We start from the raw sequence: 22,498 nt of genomic DNA, 5'->3' as shown, positions 1-22,498 counted from the left end.
AATAGTTTTGTTTTGGAAAAATTAGCGAATAGCTGCTTCTGTTTCAGGGTCGAAGAAGTGACCTTTAGCCACATTTAAAGTCAATTCAACTTGTTCACCTGGTTCATAAGTATCACGCGCATCTGTACGTGACACGAGTTCAACATCACCAGATTTGACATAAAGCATTGTTTCAGCCCCAAGCAATTCTGACACAGTTACTTCTGCTTTGATTGTTGCACCAGGATAAGTATCGCGGACCAATGGATTGTTTGAAATATCTTCCGGGCGAATACCAAAGATAACTCTTTTACCATTATACCCTTTTGTTTCAAGCAATTTCTTTTGACCTTCTGGCAAAGTTATCTTGAAGCCAGCATCATTGACCAAAGCATCGCCTTCAACCATTGCTTCAAAGAAGTTCATGGCGGGGCTACCGATAAATCCTGCAACAAATTTATTAGCAGGACGGTTATAAAGTTCTTGTGGTGTACCAATTTGTTCGACACGACCAATTGTTCCTGAACCGTCAGGATTTTTTGTAGAACTCATGATAACAATACGGTCAGCAAGTGTCATGGCTTCTGTTTGGTCGTGAGTAACGTAGATTGTTGTTGAACCAATACGACGGTGGATTTTGGCAATTTCAGCACGCATTGACACACGCAATTTAGCATCCAAGTTTGACAAAGGTTCGTCCATCAAGAACACTTTGGCATCACGGACAATGGCACGCCCCATGGCAACACGTTGTCGTTGACCACCTGAAAGGTCAGCAGGTTTACGTTGAAGAAACTCTGTCAAGCCAAGAATTTCAGCAGCTTCACGAACACGTTTGTCAATGTCATCTTTTTTATATTTTCTAAGTTTTAGCCCAAATGCCATGTTATCGTAAACAGTCATGTGTGGGTAAAGGGCATAGTTTTGGAAAACCATGGCAATGTCACGGTCTTTTGGTGCTTTGTCATTAACAACTTCACCATCAATTTTAAGTTCACCTTCTGTGATGTCCTCAAGACCAGCAACCATACGAAGTGTTGTTGATTTACCACAACCTGAAGGTCCTACGAAAACGATAAATTCTTTATCTTTGATGTCAAGATCGAAATCTTCAACAGCATAATGACTTGCATTTGGATATTTTTTGTAAATGTGGTTAAGGTTTAATTCTACCATTTTGTAACTCCTTTAATCTATGTGGCTTTATTATAACAAAGATAACGCTTACATACTATAGACAGAAATGACAAGATTTTTTGTGCAAAGTGCCCAAAAATTATGGCATCATGATTAGGAGATAGCAAAAAGCAAGGCTATCAAGATTTTTCAAATTCAAACCAGACAACAATCGAAATTTTTCTAATTTATATTGAAGTGAATTTCGATGAATATAAAGACTTTGTGCCGTTTTGGCAAGATTTCCCTGCTCCTGCCACATGGCAACAATGATAGCTCGAATATCCTTGCTATCATCAATAGATTGCAATATTTTGTGTTTTATCGTTGGAATATCAAGATGACGTGCAAAGTCTAACAACAACATTTCAGAAAACGTCGCCACCCGTTCGTTACCACGATAGTGACTCACATCAGAAAAAAGCTTGGTTTCTTCATCGAAATAAGCCTGCAAATCATTTGCTTGCAATTTACTCCAGCCATTGCCAAAGAAAACAGTCAATTTAATCCCAAAATCATTTTCCAAAGTTGGTAAAACATCTTTTACCAATTCTTCTACCTCAATCAGCTCTGATTGATCCAGCAAAAGAATGGTCCGATTATCTGAAAGACTGACTTCTGTAATCATATTTGGTAAAAGAGTTGCTAAAAAATCAACCAATTCTTCTGGTAATCGATATTGATGGTCAATGTAAATCATCTGAAGGCGTTTGTACTCTTGGGGTAAACTGCCCTTTTTTTGCACCAAATACTGATACCAAGGATTTTCAGAAACACGACTAGCTGAAATCGTCATCTTTTTAAGCGTCAGCAATGCTTTTTCACGCTCACTAAGACTGGCTAGAGGAAGATAATAAGACGTTCCATTTTCTTCTAAAATAAGCCATTCTTCTGGATTTTGGATATTTCCTTTTGATGTCGCTTCAGGAAACAATTCATCTAGTGACATGATTTACCTCCATTTTTAATAACTGTTGCGAAATTAATACCAGTTTTATATTAATTCAATGCAATAAGTCTCTACTTCAATCAAGGGATTAGCGTGCCTTAGTATCCAAGATAATGGTAACAGGACCATCATTGACAAGACTAACATACATATCAGCTCCGAAAACGCCTGTTTCAACAGGAACGTATTGCGCTAGTGCTTCATTGAAGGCATTGTATAATTGCTCGGCTTTGTCAGGTTTGGCAGCACCAGTAAAGGCTGGTCGGTTACCCTTTTTCGTATCCGCAAACAAGGTAAACTGTGACACCGATAAAATGCTTCCCTTGACATCTTGAACAGATAAATTCATTTTTCCCATATCATCTGAAAAAATCCGCATATTCGTGATTTTTCGCACCGCATAATCAAGGTCCTCTTGCTCATCATCTGGACCGACCCCAACCAAAAGCAACAAGCCTTGTTTAATATCACCGACAAGCTCCTCATCAATCACGACTTGGGCTTTCTTGACACGCTGAATAACAACTTTCATATACAATCCTTTCTAAAAAAGCGGGCTGACAAAGTCAACTCGCTTGAAAAACGCACTCATTACCCATTTGTTCGTTTGACAGAGTAAACATCTGGAATAATTTTGATTTTATCAACGACAGTTGTCAATGCTGTTAAGTTTGGAATGGCAAAGCTGACGTGAATATTAGCAAATTTCATATCTTTACTTGGTTGGGCATTGACAGTTGAAATATTCTTAGTGGCATTTGATAACACTTGAAGCACATCATTGAGCAAACCTGAACGATTAAGTCCGTAAATGTCAATTTCAGCCAAGTAATCATTGCTGGCACTAGTATCATCCCATTCAACTTCAATAAGACGTTGTTCGTAACCCTCTTGGCTCTTGATATTATGACAATCTGCACGGTGAATAGCCACCCCACGCCCCTTAGTGATATAACCTTCGATTGGGTCTCCTGGGACTGGGTTACAACATTTGGCAATACGCATCAAGAGACCTGAAGCTCCTTGGATAATAACGCCATTTTCGCTACGAACTTTCAGAACATCTTTGTTTTCGGTTTTAACTTCGCCACCGTTCATCAGTTCTTCGGCTTCAGCTTTCGCCTTCGCACGTTCTTCTTCACGGCGTTCTTTTTCTGTCAATCGATTAAAGACAGAAGCAGCGCTAATTTCACCAAAACCGACAGCAGCGTACAAGGCTTCTTCGCTACGAACGCTAAAGCGTGGCAAAATTTCTTCAATATGCTTTTTATCAAGGTATTTGTTAGCCACATAGCCTTGCTCTTGGAAATAATCCACTAAAAGCTCGCGACCTTTATTAATTGAGGTTTCTTTATCTTGATTTTTGAAAAATTGGCGAATGCGATTGCGAGCTTTATTGGTTTTGACAATTTTAATCCAATCACGACTTGGACCAAATGAATTAGGATTAGTGACAATCTCAACCACATCACCTGTTTTCAATTTAGCGGTCAGTGGCACCATACGTCCGTTAACCTTAGCACCAACTGCTTTTTCCCCAACCTGCGTATGGATAGCATAGGCAAAGTCAATCGGACCTGAATCTTTTGGCAATTCTTGCACGGCACCTGTTGGTGTAAAGACATAGATACGTTCTGAGAAAATATCCTGCTTAACCGAATCAACGAAATCAACCGCATCACCGTTTGAAGCGTCTTGCAATTCCACCAATTCCTTAATCCAGTTCATGCCGACGGCTTGTTCTTGGTTGTCAACTTTCCCTTTGATACCTTGCTTGTAAGCCCAGTGAGCAGCAACCCCGTATTCGGCAACTTGGTGCATTTCTTTGGTACGAATTTGAATCTCAATCGGACCTTTTGGACCATAAACTGTCGTATGAATAGATTGGTAACCATTAGCTTTAGGCGCAGCAATGTAATCCTTAAAACGACCAGGCATTGGACGCCACAATTCATGAATATAGCCGACCATGGCATAAACATCGCTCGGCGTTTCCATAATACAACGAATGGCAATCAAATCGTAAATTTGGTCAAAACGTTTTTTCTTGTCACGCATTTTGCGATAAATCGAGTAAATGTGTTTTGGTCGTCCGTAAACTTCACCATAAAGCCCTTGTTCTTGCGTGTAATCCTTGATTTTCTTAACAATTTCATCAACCAAAGCTTCACGTTCACGACGCTTTTCTTTCATCATGTGAGAAATCTTGTAGAACTCAATTTCATCAAGATAACGGAAGGACAAATCTTCCAATTCCCACTTGATACGGCTAATCCCCAAACGATGAGCTAGGGGTGCATAGATTTCCATTGTTTCTCGTGAAATACGCTCTTGCTTATCTTTACGCAGATGTTTTAAAGTGCGCATATTGTGGAGACGGTCTGCCAATTTAACCAAAATAACACGAATGTCCTTAGACATCGCCATCAACATTTTACGGTGATTTTCTGCCAATTGTTCTTCATGTGATTTGTACTCAACTTTACCAAGTTTTGTAACACCATCGACAATATCACGAACATCTTTGCCAAATTCCGCTTCAATGTCATCTAAAGTAACTTCAGTATCTTCAACAACATCATGCAAAAAACCGCAAGCTACCGTCACCACATCAAGATGCAAATCTGCTAAAATACCTGCAACTTGGATAGGGTGAATAATGTAAGGCTCACCTGATTGCCTAACTTGAGAAATATGTGCTTTTGTTGCGTAATCCAATGCCTTTTGAACAATTGCCACATCAGATTCGCTCATGTATTGGGCTGTGAGTGCAACCACCTCTTCGCCCGTTAAATTCACAGTTTTTGCCATAAAGACCTCTTCTTTTCTCTCGCATACAGATTTATATTGTTACTATTTTAACACTAAACGCCCCAAAATACCAATGCATTAGATAAAAAGACCTGAACCAAAAACTGTTCAGGTCAACTTTTTAGTTTTCAACCAAAATCTGGTGCATTATGTCAGTAAACAAAAGTCAGGCGTTTTAAAATTTCTTGAGCGATAACGGTTGCTCCTGCCAAGGTTGGATGAACACCGTCTTCACCTGTCAGTTCGCGTCTGCCATTAAGCAAAGCTTGCTCATTCATCAAACCATCAAGCGGAACTAATTTAAGACTGAATTCACGCGCCAAGTGGCGGACAATCTGAATCTTTGGATCAAGGTCTTTACGCCAAGTCATACGGTCTTCTGGGTAATCTAGAACATAAGGTTCCATCAGCAAAATTCGCTCAACTCCCGCACTCTTCAAACTTTGCAACAATTGTCGATAAATCGTCTCAAAACGCTCTTGCTCGCTATCGCTAGCAAAACCATCTTTACCAACTAAATGCCAAACATCGTTAATCCCAACCATTAAAATCACAACATCTGGCTTCAAAGAAAGGCAGTCAGTATCAACGCGGTCCAACAAATCTTGAACTTTATTGCCACCGATTCCTCGGTTGAAACATTGTAAATGAAAATCTCTATGATGCTCCAACAAATCAGCTGCTACTAAGCTCACAAAGCCAGTTCCGAGACTTACTGGGTCCGCTTTGTCACGTCCCCACTCAGTGATACTATCACCAAAAAAGACAATACGGTCATTCTTTCTAATTTCCATATGGCTGCCTCACTTTGTGTTTAAAAAGTTAGAAACAGCTCCAAATAGATTGGCATCATTCCTAAATTGACAGACTTTTAATTGATAGTCTAATTCACGCGCATTTGTTATTTCAATTAAAGCTTTGATACGTTTATCAAGCTCTGGCACCACATCTTCACGCGCAGAAATACCGCCACCAATACCAACCAAATCAGGGTTAATGCTGACAAGGCAGTTGAAAATACCGATAGCAATGACATCATACATTTCTGACAAGGCAGCCTTAGCATCACTATTGCCAGCATCTGCTAAATCAAATAAATCTTTGCCAGTAAAATCAGTCAAGCCATGCTCTTTAGCGTATTTTTTAGCTACGGCAACGGGACTAGCTAGGTTACTAAGCGTAATGCCGTCTTTGATAATCATGAAACCAAATTCACCACCGTAAAGACTACTTCCTTTGTACAATTTACCATCAAGGCAAACTGCACCACCAATACCTGTCCCAAGAATGAAATAAATTGATTTTTTGCTATCTTTTCCGATACCAAATTGACTTTCAGCAAGGCCAGCACAGTTAGCATCATTTTCGATAGTCACAGGTAGGCCAAACATAGCTTCCAATTCATCAATAATCTTGAAGTTATGAATGTATGGAATAGCACTAAATCCTTTAATCACACCTTCTTCAGTATCCACAGCACCAGGGCTTGAAATAGCAACCCCTTTGGTATCTGCATCTGACAATTCTGTAAAGACACGATGCAAGTTTTCTTTCATTTCTTCCCAAGTTTTGGGAGTTGGAAAGGAACCTTTTTTATCAATGGCACTATCTTGGTAACGGCCATATTTCACAGAAGTTCCACCAATATCAAACACGACTAAATTCATTTTCTTCTCCATTTCTACCTAGCAAAAACACTGCTAGCGGTGTGTTAAAACAATCTCTAATGAAAATTCATCATAGCGATGTGTACTAATTGAATATTCAAACGCAGCACCATTTGTTAAATAACCCGTTTGAACAGCTACTGCTACTGGGTCACCTTTTTCAAGTGACAAGTAATTAGCTTCCTCATCCGTCGTACGACGAACAGTAATCGTACGGTGGCCTGATTGAATTTTTAAACCAAGATCATTTTCAATATAATCATAAATCGAATTTTCCACATGCTCGATTTTCAAACTTGTAATCAAATCGATTGGCATGTAAGTTTCTTCGATAACCGTTGGTTTATCATCAACTAAGCGGACACGATGAATTTTATAAACGAAGCTTGTTTCCTTAATTTTTAGTTTTTCTGCAATTTTCGCATCTGCTTTCACAACCGTAAAATCAATCACGCGACTTGTAATTTTTTTGTCTGGATAAAATGCTGTTGTCCCCATCATTTGGATATCCATCAACATTTTCTTCATTTTTTCAACTGACAGGTCCATAACAAAAGTCCCTGCCCCACGACGTTTGTAAATCAAGCCTTCTGTAACGAGAATATCTAAGGCTTTTTTGACCGTCATCTTACTAACCTTGTACGTGCGACAAAAATCTTTTTCAAAAGGCAGTTGTTCATTCGGTTGATAAACACCTTCTAAAATTTTCTTACGCACATCATTTGCAATAAGGTTATATTTTTCCATTACTTCTCCTCTAAATCTAATATATAAACTAATGCATATTATTATCTATATTTTAAACTAGAAGAGCTAAAGTTCCAAATGTTAATTGATAATTTCTTGCAAATGATACATTTTCCCATAAAATGTAACCATAAAAAATCAAAACAGCCCAGGAGATTTTAAAAGTTGCTCTGATTTTTATGGTTAACTAATAAAATTTTTCAATTATCGGATAATAAATTTGTCAATCAATAAGCTATTCGCCACCTCTTTCTTTTGACAGCTCCATTTTATCATCTTATTTTATAAAAGTATATATTTTTACAAAAAATTATGTTATGCTTTTTTTGAATGCGCTTCCTGAAACTTTTTTTGATTATTTTTATACAATTACTTTATTAACCGCGGAAAAAAGTTACATTCAAAACATAAGGGCCTAAAACTTTTTTAGGGGGAGAAAACTAATAAAACTGTATTCGTATCGTTATGGGAGACGGGCAGCAATACAGCAAAACTTCACTAACAGAAATTCAAAAACTCATCACACTTTGTAAAGACAACCACTTGATTGCTATCGTCGAAGCACACGATGCTACTGGTTCAGAGAACATTCAATATTTGGAAAATACTGCTAATTACTGGATGGAAATGAAAGATGCTCTCATTGGAAACGAAGACCACGTCATCTTAAATATTGCCAATGAATGGGGCGGAGCTTGGGATAGTTCAAACTGGGCAGCAGGTTATCAACAAGTTATCCCCAAACTTCGTAACGTTGGAATAAAAAATACCATCATAGGTTTGACCCAGCTGAGGCCAAGACACACCTTGTTTTCTGAGTTTATAGATTTCTAGTTTATCTTCATAAGTTAATTTCATACAAAAAGCACCCCAATCGTTAGATTTTGTGTCTAACTTTTGGGGTGCGGTTCAGAATGTCTCTCGGATTTTTTATTTCACTCATGCTTACGAACATTTATTTTTCATTTGGATGGCTAGCGATAATTTCTAAATCGCCATTAAGTTGCCATGATTTTACATCGTTTGGCAAGATGAAATGATCACCTTTTTTAAGGTTATAAACACGGTTATCCACAGTCAAGCTACCTTGACCTGAAAGAACACTTACTAACAAATATGGCGCTGTTTGGGTAAAGTTTACGGCACCTGACACAACCCATTTGTAAACAGCGAAGAATTCATTTGACACCAAAAGGCTTGAACTCAAGTTATCCACATCTACAGTCACAGGTGTGCTGTTTGCAGGTTCACCAATTGTTAGAACATCAATTGATTGTTTAATGTGCAAGTCGCGAAGGTTTCCAGCCGCATCACGACGGTCAAAATCGTAAACACGATAAGTTGTATCACTTGATTGTTGTGTTTCCAAAATCAAGATACCTTTACCGATAGCGTGCATTGTACCACTTGGTACGTAGAAGAAATCACCAGCTTTGACTGGAACTTTTGTCAACAAATCGTCCCATTTGCCTGCTTCAATCATCTCAGCAAGTTCTTCTTTTGATTTGGCATTATGACCATAAATGATTTCTGAATCTTCATCAGCAGCAATGACATACCAACATTCTGTCTTACCGAGTTCACCTTCATGTTCAAGGGCATAAGCATCATCTGGGTGAACTTGTACACTAAGCCAATCGTTAGCATCAAGAATTTTTGTCAATAATGGAAAGACTTCTGATTTTGGACTTCCAAAAAGTTCTTTGTGCTCACGATAAAGTTTATCTAAACCTTCACCTTTATATGTACCATTATCCACAATTGAAACACCATTTGGGTGAGCTGAAATAGCCCAATATTCACCAGTCGTTTCAGTCGGAATATCGTAACCAAATTCGTCGCGAAGTTTTGTTCCGCCCCAAATTTTATCATGCATTTGTGCTTTTAAAAATAATGGTTCTGCCATAAAAAATTTCCTTTCTTCAAGCAAATCTGCTTGTCTACCACGAAGAAACCCAAAGTTCTTTTGGGTTTCCCAGCTAAATATTCTTAACATCCAACAGTGAATATCCGCGTACATCATAACGATTTCTCGTGCGTGAATACTCAATTGGTCTACCATTTTCCAAATAAACAACTTGTTCCACTTGCAAAATAGGATCATCATCCCGACAAGCTAAATGGTCTTTATCGTATTGATCAGGTTTTTCAGCAGTAATATGACGATAAGATCCAGCAAATTTAAGATGCAAAGTGTTCCAAAGATAATCATAAACCGATGCCAACAAAATGCTATCATCCAATCCAGGAACCAAGTCACACGCCATATAAGTATGCTCAAGAGCATATGGTTTACCATCTAGCAAACGTAGACGAATAATTTTGTAAACTGGTGCTGATTGTTCGACCTGAAGACGTTCAGCAATCTCCACATCAGGAAATTCAACGGTAAATTCAATGATTTTGCTCGTTAATTTGCGAGAATCATCCTTCATGTCGTGGCTTAAGCCATTGTAGTTGTTCAATCGAAATCTCGAATCCTCTTTATCCCAAAACGATGAATTTAAAACTTTCGTTCCATTACCTTGTTTTGAAAGGACCAAACCTTCAATGGTTAACATCTCAATAGCTTTTTTGATAGTCATTCGACTTACCCCAAATTCTTTTGCCAAGTTAGATTGAATCGGCAGCATCGAATCAATTGGGTAAGTTCCGTCTGAAATCCTTGTTCGAATAATCCCTGCAATCTCTTCATATTTTGACATAGATCGCTCCTATTCCACTTATATAGACTAATTTTTAAAACTTATAGTCTTATTATAGCGCAGAATCAGGTTGTTTGTCCAGCATATGCAAGAATGGTAGCCAGATAAATCCGACAATCAAGCAGTCAATAATTTGAAGAAGACCGCCAGCAAGTGAGTTTGTCGCAATTATACCACTAAAGAAGACTGGCACAGTCCAAGGAACAGATACTCCTGTTGGTGCAGGAACAAGGCCAATTGCCATTACGAAGTAGTTAAGAGCTGTAACGATGATTGGTGAAATCACCCAAGGAATAAGAATTGTAGCATTCAAAACGATTGGCAAACCAAAGATAACAGGTTCATTAACGTTAAAGATACCAGCACCAAGTGCCAAACGACCAACGTCACGGTATTGTTTTTTCTTCATGATAAATGCCATGATGATAACGACCGCAAGAGTCATCCCTGAACCACCAAGACCAACAGTGAATGTTTCCATGAATGGTTTTGAAATAATGTGAGGAATATGTTCACCTGCTTTATAAGCATCCAAGTTATCATACATCAAAGTGTTCCAAATTGGGTCCATAACAGAGTTAACAAGGATTTGTCCGTGAAGACCAAAGAACCACAAGAATTGGATAAAAAAGATGGCAATAAGTGTCGCCCAAATACTACTACCAAGACCAACCAAAGGCATTTGGATAACATTATAAATCACATCGTGAAGGTTTGTATTGAAAGCACCTGTTACGATTGCATTAAGCGCTGTGAAGATTGATAATGTCAAAACTGCTGGAATCAAAGCAGCAAATGATTTTGCAACTGCAGGTGGCACGCTGTCAGGCATTTTAATTTGCCAACCTTTTTTGCTGACGCGGCAGTAAATTTCAGTTGCGATAAATGACACAATCATTCCTAGGAACATGCCTTTTGCCCCTAAGCGATCTAGGCTAAGAACGTTAGATACTTCTTGACCTTTATCTGTCAAAGTGTAAAACGGTGTTAAAAGAAGGAAACTTGCAAATGCAATTGCTCCGCCAAAAATACCATCTTCATCATATGATTTAGATAGGTAGTAACCAATTCCCCAGGTTACAAAGACGGTCATAATCGACATTGTCGCATTTTGTGCATTACCAAACAGATTTGATAAAAGCGCTTTCGTGCCATCGTTTAAAAAAGGAAGGTTAGAAATAACGACAACAATTGATCCAAACATGGTCAACGGGAAGGCAAGCATGAAGGCATCACGTAAAATCGACAAGTAGCGATTGGAAGCCAATTTGTTTGCCAAAGGCAAAAGTTTGTCACTGATAGCATCTAGAAACTTGTTCATAAACACTCCTCTTTCCATTAAGTTTGTTTTTACATTATCATTATAACTTATTTTTTATAAAAGTCTAGTCTTTTTATATAAAAATATTGTCTTTTATTTTAAAAAGTGTATAATTGTACTTGTAAAATCAAAAAATATATATTTTTAAGGAGAATCTTATGGCAACTTACACATTTCCAGAAGACTTCTGGTGGGGAGCTGCGACATCTGGTCCTCAAAGCGAGGGTCGTTTCCATAAAAAACATGCCAATATGTTTGATTACTGGTACGAAATAGAACCTGAAGCTTTTTACAACCAAGTTGGTCCAGACACAGCATCAAACTTCTATAATAGTTACAAAGAAGACATTGCTTTGATGAAGAAAATCGGTCTCAACAGTGTTCGTACTTCTATTCAATGGACACGCTTGATTGATGACCTCGAAAAAAATACCGTTAATCAAGATGCAGTAGACTTCTATAATGACGTTATTGACTGCTTCATCGAAAATGGCATTCGTCCAATTATGAACCTACACCATTTTGATTTACCTGTCGAGCTTTATCACAAATATGGAGGTTGGGAATCACGCCACGTGGTTGACCTTTATGTTGGTTTTGCTGAACAAGCTTTCAAGGCTTTCAGTGACCGCGTCAAAGACTGGACAACTCACAACGAACCAATGGTTGTTGTCGACGGTGAATACCTCTATCAATTCCACTATCCAAAATTAGTTGATGGTAAAAAAGCTGTTCAAGTTGCCTACAACTTAAACATCGCTTCAGCAAAAGCCATCGCTAAATTCAGAGAACTTGGTTTAGACAAAGACGGTGGTCGCATTGGTACAGTTTTAAACTTAACACCAACTTATGCTGCTTCTGATTCTAAAGAAGACCAAGCTGCTGCACACTTTGCTGAACTTTGGAACAACAAAATGTTCCTTGAGCCAGCAATCAATGGGCATTTCCCAGAAGAACTTGAAGAAGTTCTCAAAAAAGATGGCGTCATCTGGCAAACAGAACCTGAAGATGCTCAAATTTTTAAAGAAAATACCATTGATTTCTTAGGTGTTAACTTCTATCACCCAAATCGTGTGAAAGCACCAGACATCGCACCAAATTCTGTCGGTGCTTGGATGCCAAATCGTTACTATGACGAATACAACATGCCAGGTCGTCGCATGAACATCGACAAAGGTTGGGAAATCTACCCAGAAGCCATTTACGACATCGCCATTAACATTCGTGATAACTATAAAAATATCCCTTGGTTTGTCTCAGAAAATGGTATGGGTGTTTCTCGCGAAGAACGCTTCATGGATGAAAATGGAAAAATCCAAGATGATTACCGCATCGACTTCATCAAAGAACACTTGGCTTGCCTTCACCGTGGTATCCAAGAAGGTTCAAACTGCTTTGGCTATCACCTTTGGACACCAATCGATTGCTGGTCTTGGATGAATGCTTACCGTAACCGCTACGGTTTCATCTCAAATAATATCCATACACAAATCAAAACTATTAAAAAATCTGGTGAATGGTTCAAACAAGTAACCATCGATAACGGATTTGAAGATTAATTCACTACCTTAATCCCAGTAGAATTCAACAATTCCTAGCTCTACTTACTCCTCAAAGAAGAGCTTTCCTCATAAATCCTTTTATTAATTTCACAAAAACACCTTATCAGATAACGATAAGGTGTTATTTAATGCAATTCATTTAAGAAAACACCATCAAAGATGGTGTTTGTTTAAGCGTTGATTTTTTTGTACATGTGCATCATTTCGATGGCAACTTCTTTCAAAGTCATTGTAGTCATCAAATGATCTTGTGCGTGAACCATAATAATCTCGATTTTAACTTCGGTACCGCTTGCATATTTCTGTAACAAATCAGTTTGAGCATGATGTGCTTCCAAAAGTTCTGCATCAGCAGCATCTAGTTTTTCTTTTGCTTCGTCATATTTGCCTTCTTTCATTGCAGCAAATGCTTCGTGAACAGAAGTGCGGGCGTTACCGCTGTGCAAGATAATTTCAAAAGCAGCAAGTTGCAATTCTTCTTCAGTCATCTCTAACAACACCTCATTAAATGTTTTCTACGATAAGATTAGCCATTTTCTCAACACCCATTGGGATTGGAACATAAGCTTGTGGCGGAACTTTAACAACTGGACGACCTGATTTTTCACCAGCAGCTGCAAATTGGTTATAGTACATACCAGCTTGTGGGCTAACTAGATATAAATCGTAAGTTGCGTCAGTAATAACTTGTTCACCTTCGTTAGAGCTGATAGCTTCAACAGTGATGTCTTTACCTTGGTTTTTGAAAAAGTCTGTTGTTTTTTGGGCCATTAGTGATGATGACATTCCAGCTACACAGATAATCAATGCTTTTGACATAGTCATTCTCCCTTTTAAAATATAAAATAGTTGTTTAAGATGTTTTACGCTCCCCAACATCTTTACTAAAAGTATATCACAGACTTTTTGAAATGTCTAGTCTTTTCTTTTTAAAGTGTAAACTTTTTAAAAAATTTAAACGCTTTCTAAATCATCTAAATTGCAGAGCTAAATTCTTGTTTATAACCATATATTGTGTTATATTACTATGAGAAGCACAATATATAGTAGGATGGTTATTATGTCACAAGAAAAAAGGTTAGCTCCGTTGAGCATTGTTTATATCAGTTTAAGCGGTAACACACAAAGCTTTGTAAAACGATTAACTGAACACTTACTGAACCATTATTCCCTAGATACACAAACCATTAATATCAAGGAACTCAATCATGAAACATTTCCAATCACGACACCTTTTGTTGCTGTATTGCCAACCTATCTTGAAGGTGGTAATGGTATTGATTCAGGTGATGTTGAAATCTTGACGAATCCGCTAGGTGATTTCATTGCTGCTCATGACAACTACAAACATTGTTTTGGTATTATTGGTTCTGGCAATCGTAATTTCAATGAACAGTATTGCCTGACAGCCAAACAGTACGCCAAACGTTTTGGTTTTCCGATGTTGGGTGATTTTGAATTACGAGGAACAAGTGCTGATATTGAGTGCCTAGCAAAGATTATTGTAACAGCACAAAAAGAAAGTGAAATCTATCCAAGGGGATTATGAGTCTTGGATGTCTCACTTTCTTTTTTCTATGATTAAATTATCTACCTTGAGGAGATTAAGATTATAGATAATTTAGCCGAAAGGTTAAGGAATAATATCGTGTTTCACCAAAGAGAGTTTGGTTTCACCATCACTGAAGAAACGAATTGATTGTGAATCAAGCGGCGTTTGAATCTCTGTCGACATGACTTTTTCACCATCATTAACAAATAACTCAATCGAATGGCTATCCAAAATGAAGCGTAACTCAATGCTATCAGCAGATGAAACCGTCATTTTGCGTTGGCAATTCAAATCAGCCTGCAAGCCAGAATAAGTACGGTCAACCTCAATCGTATTAAGACTGCGATTGTAAGTAAATCGTGTATAATGATTGACACCAACTGCCAAATCAATGGTAAATGATGTATAAGCAGTTCCAGATAAACGCAAGGTCATATCAATCTGGCGACCAGAAACCCCTTCAATCATTTTAAACGACTTGCCAATAACTCCTGAAAATTCAAGCGTATTGGCATGGTAATCAGATAATTCGCGAATTGGTCGTTGGACGAGTTGGCCATTTTCAAGAGATAATTCACGTGGAAGAGTCATCATGCCATGCCATTCTTGCCCATCAGGAATAGCTAGCGAATCCCATGACTTCATCCATGCCACCAAGATGCGACGACCATCTGGCAATTGAGTCGTCTGAGGCGCATAAAAATCTAAACCATAATCGAGCGCACGTGGGCAACCTTTGTCAAAGGTGTGTGTGTCTTCATCATAATCACCAACAAAATAAACCGCGTTGTGTCCATTATGAAATTCATACGCTGTCGCTGACATGTTTTGTGGCGAAGTGATTAAGACATGTTTTCCATCTAATTTGAAAAAGTCAGGACATTCCCACATTTTTCCGATAACACCATCTTCATCGCCTGCCAAAACATTTTCATACTGCCAGTGGCGTAAATCGTCACTCGAAAAGAGAACAATCTGTCCATGCTTTTCTTTGCTTAAATTACCTGCAACCAACCAATATTTACCATCTTCGAACCAGACTTTAGGGTCTCTAAAATCTGATTGATTGAAGCCTTCTGGGAGTTGGTTGCCAAGGATAACAGGGTTTTCGGGAACTTTGTGGTAATTTTCGCCGTCACCGATTGCAAGAGACTGTGTTTGGTAAGCAGTTTTATTGCCAGTGTCATCTTCTTTTTCTTCGACACTTGTGTAGATAAGAACATGTCCTTCTGGCGTTTCCAGAGCACTTCCTGAAAAAACACCAGCATGGTCGTAAGCTTGGTCCGGCGCCAAAGCAACAGGGCGCTCTTCCCATTTAATCATATCAGAGCTAACAACATGCCCCCAGTGCATTGGTCCCCAGTTTGTCGAATAGGGATGATATTGATAAAACAAATGTACTTTATTTTGGTAAGTTGAAAAACCATTTGGGTCGTTAATCCAGCCAACCGGTGCCGTCACATGAAATGCTGGGCGCTTTCTTTTATCAATACGATTTTGTTCAATATAACTTTGTGCTTCTTCAAGCGTGTGCATAAATTTAAACAATCCTTCCTACTACTTTTCTAAATCACTTCTTCAGTTTCAATGTCAAAGAAATGCAATTTATGTGGCATGAAGACAAATGTTATGTCGTCACCAATTTGACTGACGTCGTATTTTGTCACACGTGCAACAGTAGTTTCACCACCAAATTCAAAATAAAGGTTATTTTCATTTCCCATAATCTCAGTGTTGTTGATAACAGCCTTTTGTTCATTTCCTGCATAAACTTCAAGGTTTGCTGGGTCAAATTTGATATCTTCACCGCGGATTCCCATAATCACGCGCTTGCGACCAGCTAATTTCTTAGCAATAACCTCAGGGATTTCCATGCTATTGCCATCTTCAAATACAATGGTTTGACCATTAACAGACACATTGTAAAAATTCATTTGTGGTGCGCCAATAAAGCCAGCAACAAATTTATTAACAGGATGTTCGTAAAGATCCATCGGTGCCCCAACTTGTTGAACAACTCCATCTTTCATAATAACAATACGGTCTGCCATAGTCATCGCTTCAACTTGGTCATGGGTAACATAAATGGTTGTTGACCCCAATTTACGATGAAGTTTACTGATTTCATTGCGCATGCTGATACGCAATTTGGCATCCAAGTTAGACAACGGTTCGTCCATCAAGAAAACTTTTTGGTCTTTGACAATCGCACGACCAAGCGCTACACGTTGGCGTTGACCACCAGAAAGATTTTTCGGTTTACGTTTGCGATATTCTTCAAGTCCCAAAATATCAATCGCCCAATCAACTTTTCGTTTGATTTCATCGGCAGGTACTTTCATATTTTTAAGACCGTAAGAAATGTTTTTTTCAACTGTCATGTGAGGATATAGGGCATAGTTTTGGAAAACCATTGAAATCCCACGATCAGCCGGCGCCACTTCATTCATACGTTTGCCATCAATGTACAAATCACCGCTAGTAATTTCTTCAAAACCAGCCATCATACGAAGCGTTGTTGATTTTCCGCAACCAGAAGGCCCAACAAATGCAATAAATTCTTTTTCATCAACATCCAGTGTAAAATCAGTCACTGAATTTTTATCATTACCTTTATATTTTTTTGTGATATTTTTAAATTCAATAAAACTCATAAGATTTATCCTTCCTTAGATCCTGTTGAAATCACACCTTCGACAATATATTTAGAGAAGAATGAATAGATGATAATAACAGGAATGGTAACAAGTGTAATCACAGCAAGAGTTTGACCAACAGTTGTTGCATCATTTGATGTAATCGCATTTAAACCAATTTGTGCTGTTAATAAGTCGCTTGATGTAAATACCAATGATGGCCAGAGATAATCATTCCAAACACCTAGGAAAGTAAAGACGCTGACCGTTGCAACTACTGATTTAGACATTGGCAAAACCATGGTAAAGAAATATTTGACCGGTCCACAATGATCCAATTGAGCAGCTTCGTAGACATCATCAGGAAGTCCAACAAAGACTTGGCGGAAAAGGAAAATATTAAACGGTGACACAATCATCGGTAAAATATAACCAAGCATGGTGTTCAAAAGCCCTGCTTTAGCAATAATCAAGAAATGAATAGTGATTGTTGTTTCCATTGGAACAATCATCAAAGCTAGAATGATTAATAACCATTGGTCTCTAAATGGAAATTTTATTTTAGCAAGCGCATAGCCGGCAAGTCCGTTAACAACGATACTAAGCACAATCAAAATCGCTGCATAAAATAATGTATTCACCATGTAACGAATAAACTGTGTATTAAAGAGAATGGTCACATAATTATCAAAAAATGAACCTGTTAATGCTGGTGGTACAAAAGCTCTAAAGGCATTCATATCAGCGGTGATAGCCGCATCACCTTTAAAGGAATTAGCCAACATCCAAATAACTGGAAAGAGGAAGAACAAGGACAAAATGAGCAAAATTATTGAAAATATCCAACTCCATCTCTTTTGCTTTTGTGTTAACATATTATTTTTCCTCCTTGTCTTTGGTTAAGATATTTTGGATAACAGTTAAAATGATAACAAAGACAGCAAAGACAATTGCCATAGTTGAAGCAAGTCCCATTTCCCAGTTAACAGTACCCGTTTCGTAAATATCGTACACAACAGTATAAGTTGAATTAGAAGGACCACCACCAGTCATAACCATTGGTTGAACTAACATACGAAAGGCTCCAATTGTTACTGTAATTAAGACGAAAACAAGCAATGGTTTTAATTCTGGTAAAGTAATATCCTTGAATTTTTGCCATGGTGTCGCATGATCCATTTCAGCTGCCTCATAAAGTGATGGGCTGATTCCTTGAAGACCACCAAGGAAGATAATCATTTGATAACCAACACCTTGCCAAGCACTCATGATGGCAATTGAAGGTAGCGCTTGGTCAGCACTATTGATAAAAGGCTGAGCATCAATACCAAAGAATCCTAAAATAGCATTAAGAATTCCTTCTGGGCTATAAATTTGAATCCACAAGGTTGATACAACAGTCAAAGACATAACAACCGGAACAAAGAAAGCCACCTTGAAATATTTTTTAAAATGGGTAACCTTGTTAATAATCAAAGCTAGTAACAAAGCACCGCCACCCTGTAGTGGAACAATGATTAAAACAAATTTAACCGTGTTCCAGAAGGCCTTGCGGAAAGTATCATCTTTAAAGACTTCTTTAAAATTATCCAGACCAACAAAGTGAGTCATACTCGGATTTAATGCAAAGAAATCCGTAAAACTAAAGACAAACGTCAAAATCAAAGGAATGAATAGGAAGACCGATAACAAGACCAGAGCTGGGCCAAAGAAGGCCATCCCCATAATAGATTCAGCTTTATTCTTTTTCATTTTCTTTCTCCTCAAGAACATAACGCTTCAATTTAGCATCGATTTTATCAACTGCGTAATTAAGTTCTTCCTTGGCATCTACACCAGAGAGAACACTATCTTCTAGAACCGCCTGAACACGGTCACTAACTTGCGGATAAACCGGTGTGATTGAGCGAGGATGTCCATAATCTTTCAATTGGTTATAAAGTGCGGCATAGTTTGCATCTTCAGAGAATGTACTGATATGATTGTAAGCTTCGTAAGTTGAAGGGAAACCCTTGGTTTTATCCCAAAGACGTTCGCCACTTTCAACGCCACTCATCCACTTAACCAATTCTGTTGCCCCTTTAATATTTTTTGTCGTTTTAGAAGCTGCAAATGCCCAAGCTCCTGTTGGCGTGTAACGACCACCATCCCAGTTATCTGAAACAACGTATGGAGCAACACCAAGATTTAATTTTTCATAACTTGTATAAACCGAATTAACTTCCCACGCGCCATCGATTTTGAAGGCTGCACGTCCACTTTCAAATAAATTACTAATAGCAACTTTTGACATGTAGCCATTTGCTAGAATTTGTTTAAAGTAGTTAACCGTTTCTAGATTTTCTTTTGAATTAAAGATGCCATCAACTTTCAAACCACTCTTGTCAACAAAGTCACCTCCATTTGACCAGAAAAACGGTGCATAAAAATAAATCGTTGTCTCACCCGTTGGGAAAGTCATATCCAAAGGATACCCCCCTTTTTCTTCACAAATCGGTTGAACTTTCTTCAAGACCTCTAAAAACTCTGACCAAGTCCATGGGTGATTAGCGTCAGGTACACTAACACCAGCCTCAGCTAAAATATCTTTATTGTAATAAAGCCCCACGCTAGACTCTATAGCTCCCAGAGCGTAGAGTTTATTATCATAAGTTCCTTGAGCAATGATCGAGTCAAGATAAGCACTCTTTTCCTTATTCGATAATTTTGCCAAAGGTTGAATAATACCATTTTCTGCATAAGCTGCGATATTGGGACCATCTACCGTCAACACATCAGGTAATCCTCCAGACATAACAGAGGCATTGATTTTATCAGAATAACCACCACCGCTATCATTTCGAGGAATAAATTCAATATCTGCAAAATATTTACCGTCGTATTTTTTATTGAAGGCATTGACCGATTCTTTATAAGCCTGTCCTTCATCGGTATCTTCAATTGAATGAACCCAGATTGATAGATACTCTTCTCCCTTGTCATACCCCTTTATACTGCCAACTTCAGGTTTGCTGCTGCCGCATCCTGTTAACAAAAGCCCTGCAGAAAGTGATACCATTAATGTTTTTAAGCCCCTTCTACACATAACACCCTCCAAAGTTATTCTTAATGTAACCGGTTACTTTAACTAAAGTTTACACCTTAATTATTTCCTTGTCAATAGTATTTTTAAAAAAGTTCTAAAAAATATAACCGGTTACTTCTTTGACTAAAAAGGATTTTAGAGATATACTGTAGGTTATAAAGAAGACTTAAGGAACACTGTATGAGCAAACAAAAAATCACTTTTTCCGATATTGCAAAATATACCAATTTTTCAAAAACAACAATCTCGCGCTATTTTAACAACCCTGACTCACTGACTGAAAAAAACCGTAGCATTATCAAAAAAGCGCTTGATGATTTGGGGTACCAAGAAAATAAAATCGCTCAAGTTCTAGCTAAGGGACAGACTGAATTCATCGGAATCATCATTCCAAACCTCTACTTTCACTATTACTCAGCCATTTTAAATCAAATTTTGACTAGCTACTCAGATAATCATTATAAGTTTCTGGTCTTCCTTGGCGATGATGATATCGAGGTAGAACGTCAGTATATCCAAGAACTCCAAGCCTACAACATTCAAGGCTTGATTACCCTTAGTCATACGATTCCATCAGAAGAACTAGCATCCTACAATATCCCTATCGTTAGCATCGAGCGCGAAGCGCAATTTATCAGTAGCGTCAATGCCGACAACTACCTTGGCGGGGTACAAGCAACCAGCCATTTGATAAAAAACAATTGTGATATTCTCATTCACATCAATAACTTCGTCGATGAGAGCATCCCTGCTTATGGTCGTATCGCTGGATTTAAAACCATTTCTAGCGATAGCGACATTCCTTATCAAATCTATCAAAAAGACCTTGGTAGCAACTACAGCGCAATCAGTCAAAGTATCACTCGTTTATTTAAAGAAATCGATAAAAACTACGCTGGCAAACGCAAAGGAATTTTCCTAGCCAATGATACTTATGCCAACATTTTCTTAAATGCTGTTTTCCAAAAATACGGTTACTTGCCAGACGATTACAAAATCATCGGTTTTGACGATTCGCCAATCGCAAGCGAAGCTATTTTACCTTTATCAAGTATCAAACAAGACATCTCTAAAATCACAGAAACTGCCCTTGATATTTTACAAGATTTAATCCAAGAACACCGTAAAACCAAAGGCAAACAGCAGACGATTCAACATAGAGAAGTTGCACCAAAACTAATCAAACGAAATACAACTGATTAAGAATACCTAAAAATTAACAGAAAAATGGTATAATGAGGTCAGTTATAAGAAATGTATTGGAGAACTCATGAAAACTACGGTTGATTATATTACAAAACTTGCAAATATTCCTTCACCTACTGGCTACACAAGCCACATTATGAATTACGTGATTGCTGAGCTTGAAAGTTTCGGCTATGCGCCTGTCCGCACAAATAAAGGTGGCGTTATGGTCACTGTCACTGGTAAAGATGACAGCAAACACCGCGTGGTCACAGCTCACCTTGATACCCTTGGTGCCATGGTTCGTGCTGTCAAACCAGATGGCCGCCTTAAAATGGACCTTATCGGTGGCTTTGTCTACAACGCTATCGAAGGTGAAAATTGTACTATCCACGTTGCCAAAAATGGTAAAAAAATTAGTGGTACAATCCTTATGCACCAAACTTCTGTTCATGTCTACAAAGATGCTGGAACTGCTGAACGCAATCAAGCTAACATGGAAGTTCGTCTGGACGAAAAAGTAACCAACGAAAAAGAAACACGCGCCCTTGGTATCGAAGTTGGAGACTTTATCTCATTTGACCCACGCGTGGTTGTTACCGAATCAGGTTTCATCAAATCACGTCACTTGGATGACAAAGTATCAGCAGCTATCTTAATTGAATTGCTTAAAGAATATAAAACGCAAAACATTACTTTGCCATACACGACACACTTCTACTTTTCTGCTTTTGAAGAATTAGGTCACGGAGCAAATTCGAGCATCCCAGTTGAAACCGTTGAATACCTTTCGGTCGATATGGGAGCAATGGGTGATGACCAACAAACAGATGAATACAGCGTTTCAATCTGCGTCAAAGACGGTTCTGGGCCTTATAACTTCGAACTTCGCCAACATCTTGTTGCCCTAGCTGAAGAAAATAAAATTCCATACAAATTAGACATCTACCCATACTATGGTAGTGACGCCTCTGCTGCTCTTCGTGCAGGTGCCGAAGTCAAACACGCCCTCTTTGGCGCAGGTATCGAATCAAGCCACTCATACGAACGCACACACATCGACTCTGTCCAAGCAACAGAACACCTCGTTGATGCTTACCTAAAAAGCCCAATTGTGGAATAA

The 22,498-nt window shown here is 38.3% G+C and carries 21 protein-coding genes and 2 pseudogenes; 5 read left to right on the top strand and 18 right to left on the bottom strand.

Annotated elements, in window-relative coordinates:
* Positions 1-21: 21 nt before the first annotated feature.
* The 7 genes from CCC20_RS06885 to CCC20_RS06855 form a co-directional block, all read right to left on the bottom strand.
* A complete protein-coding gene (locus CCC20_RS06885; RefSeq protein WP_003063066.1) occupies positions 22-1,155 on the bottom strand; it encodes an ABC transporter ATP-binding protein in 1,134 nt (377 codons plus the stop codon).
* A gap of 100 nt (positions 1,156-1,255) precedes the next feature.
* Positions 1,256-2,104, bottom strand: coding sequence for a helix-turn-helix domain-containing protein (locus tag CCC20_RS06880; RefSeq protein ID WP_013851428.1), 849 nt, complete (start codon positions 2,102-2,104; stop codon positions 1,256-1,258).
* An 88-nt stretch (positions 2,105-2,192) separates the two neighbouring features.
* Positions 2,193-2,636, bottom strand: a complete 444-nt coding sequence (gene dtd / locus CCC20_RS06875; RefSeq protein WP_003063063.1) for a D-aminoacyl-tRNA deacylase — start codon at positions 2,634-2,636, stop codon at positions 2,193-2,195.
* 59 nt (positions 2,637-2,695) lie between these two features.
* Entirely contained in the window at positions 2,696-4,915 is a 2,220-nt protein-coding gene (locus CCC20_RS06870; RefSeq protein ID WP_013851427.1) for a RelA/SpoT family protein, read from the bottom strand.
* A gap of 152 nt (positions 4,916-5,067) precedes the next feature.
* Positions 5,068-5,709 carry an SGNH/GDSL hydrolase family protein gene (locus tag CCC20_RS06865; protein ID WP_020916052.1) on the bottom strand — a complete coding sequence of 214 codons (642 nt, stop codon included), beginning with the start codon at positions 5,707-5,709 and terminating at the stop codon, positions 5,068-5,070.
* A gap of 9 nt (positions 5,710-5,718) precedes the next feature.
* Positions 5,719-6,582 (bottom strand): ROK family protein, encoded by an 864-nt coding sequence (locus CCC20_RS06860; protein WP_058692671.1) that lies wholly within the window; start codon positions 6,580-6,582, stop codon positions 5,719-5,721.
* 33 nt (positions 6,583-6,615) lie between these two features.
* Positions 6,616-7,329, bottom strand: coding sequence for a GntR family transcriptional regulator (locus CCC20_RS06855; RefSeq protein ID WP_020916050.1), 714 nt, complete (start codon positions 7,327-7,329; stop codon positions 6,616-6,618).
* 465 nt (positions 7,330-7,794) lie between these two features.
* Between CCC20_RS06855 and CCC20_RS06850 the strand changes: the two are divergent.
* Positions 7,795-8,046: pseudogene (locus tag CCC20_RS06850) on the top strand (cellulase family glycosylhydrolase); the annotation flags it as partial.
* Positions 8,047-8,100: 54 nt separating this feature from the next.
* On the opposite strand, the pseudogene CCC20_RS11490 reads toward CCC20_RS06850, so the two are convergent.
* The 4 genes and pseudogenes from CCC20_RS11490 to celB form a co-directional block, all read right to left on the bottom strand.
* Positions 8,101-8,187, bottom strand: a pseudogene (locus CCC20_RS11490) (transposase); the annotation flags it as partial.
* 97 nt (positions 8,188-8,284) lie between these two features.
* Positions 8,285-9,235 (bottom strand): mannose-6-phosphate isomerase, class I, encoded by a 951-nt coding sequence (gene manA, locus CCC20_RS06845; protein ID WP_058692886.1) that lies wholly within the window; start codon positions 9,233-9,235, stop codon positions 8,285-8,287.
* A gap of 73 nt (positions 9,236-9,308) precedes the next feature.
* Positions 9,309-10,034 (bottom strand): GntR family transcriptional regulator, encoded by a 726-nt coding sequence (locus CCC20_RS06840; RefSeq protein ID WP_020916047.1) that lies wholly within the window; start codon positions 10,032-10,034, stop codon positions 9,309-9,311.
* A gap of 52 nt (positions 10,035-10,086) precedes the next feature.
* A complete protein-coding gene (gene celB / locus CCC20_RS06835) occupies positions 10,087-11,355 on the bottom strand; it encodes a PTS cellobiose transporter subunit IIC (RefSeq protein WP_058692669.1) in 1,269 nt (422 codons plus the stop codon).
* Between the two features lie 158 nt (positions 11,356-11,513).
* Here celB and CCC20_RS06830 point away from each other — a divergent pair, with 158 nt between their 5' ends.
* A complete protein-coding gene (locus CCC20_RS06830) occupies positions 11,514-12,914 on the top strand; it encodes a glycoside hydrolase family 1 protein (RefSeq protein ID WP_058833280.1) in 1,401 nt (466 codons plus the stop codon).
* 173 nt (positions 12,915-13,087) lie between these two features.
* On the opposite strand, the gene CCC20_RS06825 is transcribed toward CCC20_RS06830, so the two are convergent.
* A complete protein-coding gene (locus CCC20_RS06825; protein ID WP_270619670.1) occupies positions 13,088-13,405 on the bottom strand; it encodes a PTS cellobiose transporter subunit IIA in 318 nt (105 codons plus the stop codon).
* A gap of 16 nt (positions 13,406-13,421) precedes the next feature.
* Positions 13,422-13,736 (bottom strand): PTS cellobiose transporter subunit IIB, encoded by a 315-nt coding sequence (locus CCC20_RS06820; protein WP_013642654.1) that lies wholly within the window; start codon positions 13,734-13,736, stop codon positions 13,422-13,424.
* Positions 13,737-13,977: 241 nt separating this feature from the next.
* Between CCC20_RS06820 and nrdI the strand changes: the two genes are divergently transcribed.
* Positions 13,978-14,466, top strand: coding sequence for a class Ib ribonucleoside-diphosphate reductase assembly flavoprotein NrdI (gene nrdI / locus CCC20_RS06815; protein WP_270619669.1), 489 nt, complete (start codon positions 13,978-13,980; stop codon positions 14,464-14,466).
* An 84-nt stretch (positions 14,467-14,550) separates the two neighbouring features.
* On the opposite strand, the gene CCC20_RS06810 is transcribed toward nrdI, so the two are convergent.
* Genes CCC20_RS06810 through CCC20_RS06790 form a run of 5 tightly spaced genes read right to left on the bottom strand, consistent with a single transcriptional unit; the run spans position 14,551 to position 20,190 of the window.
* Positions 14,551-16,017, bottom strand: coding sequence for a glycoside hydrolase family 32 protein (locus CCC20_RS06810; protein ID WP_202902962.1), 1,467 nt, complete (start codon positions 16,015-16,017; stop codon positions 14,551-14,553).
* 17 nt (positions 16,018-16,034) lie between these two features.
* Complete coding sequence (locus CCC20_RS06805; protein WP_058692666.1) at positions 16,035-17,123, bottom strand: ABC transporter ATP-binding protein; 1,089 nt, start codon at positions 17,121-17,123, stop codon at positions 16,035-16,037.
* 5 nt (positions 17,124-17,128) lie between these two features.
* Positions 17,129-17,980, bottom strand: a complete 852-nt coding sequence (locus CCC20_RS06800; protein WP_058692665.1) for a carbohydrate ABC transporter permease — start codon at positions 17,978-17,980, stop codon at positions 17,129-17,131.
* Between the two features lies 1 nt (position 17,981).
* Complete coding sequence (locus CCC20_RS06795; RefSeq protein WP_058692664.1) at positions 17,982-18,857, bottom strand: carbohydrate ABC transporter permease; 876 nt, start codon at positions 18,855-18,857, stop codon at positions 17,982-17,984.
* On the bottom strand, positions 18,844-20,190 hold the full coding sequence (locus CCC20_RS06790; RefSeq protein ID WP_058692663.1) for an ABC transporter substrate-binding protein: 1,347 nt from the start codon (positions 20,188-20,190) through the stop codon (positions 18,844-18,846). Before CCC20_RS06790 ends, CCC20_RS06795 begins: the two co-directional genes overlap by 14 nt.
* Positions 20,191-20,370: 180 nt before the next feature.
* Between CCC20_RS06790 and CCC20_RS06785 the strand changes: the two genes are divergently transcribed.
* The gene (locus CCC20_RS06785; protein WP_058692662.1) at positions 20,371-21,393 is read left to right on the top strand and encodes a LacI family DNA-binding transcriptional regulator; all 1,023 of its coding nucleotides are present in this window, start codon (positions 20,371-20,373) and stop codon (positions 21,391-21,393) included.
* Positions 21,394-21,460: 67 nt separating this feature from the next.
* Positions 21,461-22,498, top strand: a complete 1,038-nt coding sequence (locus tag CCC20_RS06780; protein ID WP_287179739.1) for a M42 family metallopeptidase — start codon at positions 21,461-21,463, stop codon at positions 22,496-22,498.

Source organism: Streptococcus sp. LMAG:39, from assembly GCF_008680485.1.
Taxonomy (GTDB): Bacteria; Bacillota; Bacilli; order Lactobacillales; family Streptococcaceae; genus Streptococcus; species Streptococcus pasteurianus.
The sequence above is the reverse complement of the archived record's forward strand: the minus strand, read 5'-3'. Positions and strand labels throughout refer to the sequence as shown.

What these genes read in the sequence shown, in the direction of transcription:
- nrdI (WP_270619669.1), top strand. Translation starts at nt 13,978, where the DNA reads ATGTCACAAGAAAAAAGGTTAGCTCCGTTGAGCATTGTTTATATCAGT.
- CCC20_RS06865 (WP_020916052.1), bottom strand. Translation starts at nt 5,709, where the DNA reads ATGGAAATTAGAAAGAATGACCGTATTGTCTTTTTTGGTGATAGTATC.
- CCC20_RS06885 (WP_003063066.1), bottom strand. Translation starts at nt 1,155, where the DNA reads ATGGTAGAATTAAACCTTAACCACATTTACAAAAAATATCCAAATGCA.
- CCC20_RS06860 (WP_058692671.1), bottom strand. Translation starts at nt 6,582, where the DNA reads ATGAATTTAGTCGTGTTTGATATTGGTGGAACTTCTGTGAAATATGGC.
- CCC20_RS06805 (WP_058692666.1), bottom strand. Translation starts at nt 17,123, where the DNA reads ATGAGTTTTATTGAATTTAAAAATATCACAAAAAAATATAAAGGTAAT.
- CCC20_RS06825 (WP_270619670.1), bottom strand. Translation starts at nt 13,405, where the DNA reads ATGACTGAAGAAGAATTGCAACTTGCTGCTTTTGAAATTATCTTGCAC.
- CCC20_RS06840 (WP_020916047.1), bottom strand. Translation starts at nt 10,034, where the DNA reads ATGTCAAAATATGAAGAGATTGCAGGGATTATTCGAACAAGGATTTCA.
- CCC20_RS06820 (WP_013642654.1), bottom strand. Translation starts at nt 13,736, where the DNA reads ATGTCAAAAGCATTGATTATCTGTGTAGCTGGAATGTCATCATCACTA.
- CCC20_RS06830 (WP_058833280.1), top strand. Translation starts at nt 11,514, where the DNA reads ATGGCAACTTACACATTTCCAGAAGACTTCTGGTGGGGAGCTGCGACA.
- CCC20_RS06855 (WP_020916050.1), bottom strand. Translation starts at nt 7,329, where the DNA reads ATGGAAAAATATAACCTTATTGCAAATGATGTGCGTAAGAAAATTTTA.
- CCC20_RS06880 (WP_013851428.1), bottom strand. Translation starts at nt 2,104, where the DNA reads ATGTCACTAGATGAATTGTTTCCTGAAGCGACATCAAAAGGAAATATC.
- dtd (WP_003063063.1), bottom strand. Translation starts at nt 2,636, where the DNA reads ATGAAAGTTGTTATTCAGCGTGTCAAGAAAGCCCAAGTCGTGATTGAT.
- CCC20_RS06790 (WP_058692663.1), bottom strand. Translation starts at nt 20,190, where the DNA reads ATGTGTAGAAGGGGCTTAAAAACATTAATGGTATCACTTTCTGCAGGG.
- CCC20_RS06800 (WP_058692665.1), bottom strand. Translation starts at nt 17,980, where the DNA reads ATGTTAACACAAAAGCAAAAGAGATGGAGTTGGATATTTTCAATAATT.
- celB (WP_058692669.1), bottom strand. Translation starts at nt 11,355, where the DNA reads ATGAACAAGTTTCTAGATGCTATCAGTGACAAACTTTTGCCTTTGGCA.
- CCC20_RS06785 (WP_058692662.1), top strand. Translation starts at nt 20,371, where the DNA reads ATGAGCAAACAAAAAATCACTTTTTCCGATATTGCAAAATATACCAAT.
- CCC20_RS06780 (WP_287179739.1), top strand. Translation starts at nt 21,461, where the DNA reads ATGAAAACTACGGTTGATTATATTACAAAACTTGCAAATATTCCTTCA.
- manA (WP_058692886.1), bottom strand. Translation starts at nt 9,235, where the DNA reads ATGGCAGAACCATTATTTTTAAAAGCACAAATGCATGATAAAATTTGG.
- CCC20_RS06870 (WP_013851427.1), bottom strand. Translation starts at nt 4,915, where the DNA reads ATGGCAAAAACTGTGAATTTAACGGGCGAAGAGGTGGTTGCACTCACA.
- CCC20_RS06795 (WP_058692664.1), bottom strand. Translation starts at nt 18,857, where the DNA reads ATGAAAAAGAATAAAGCTGAATCTATTATGGGGATGGCCTTCTTTGGC.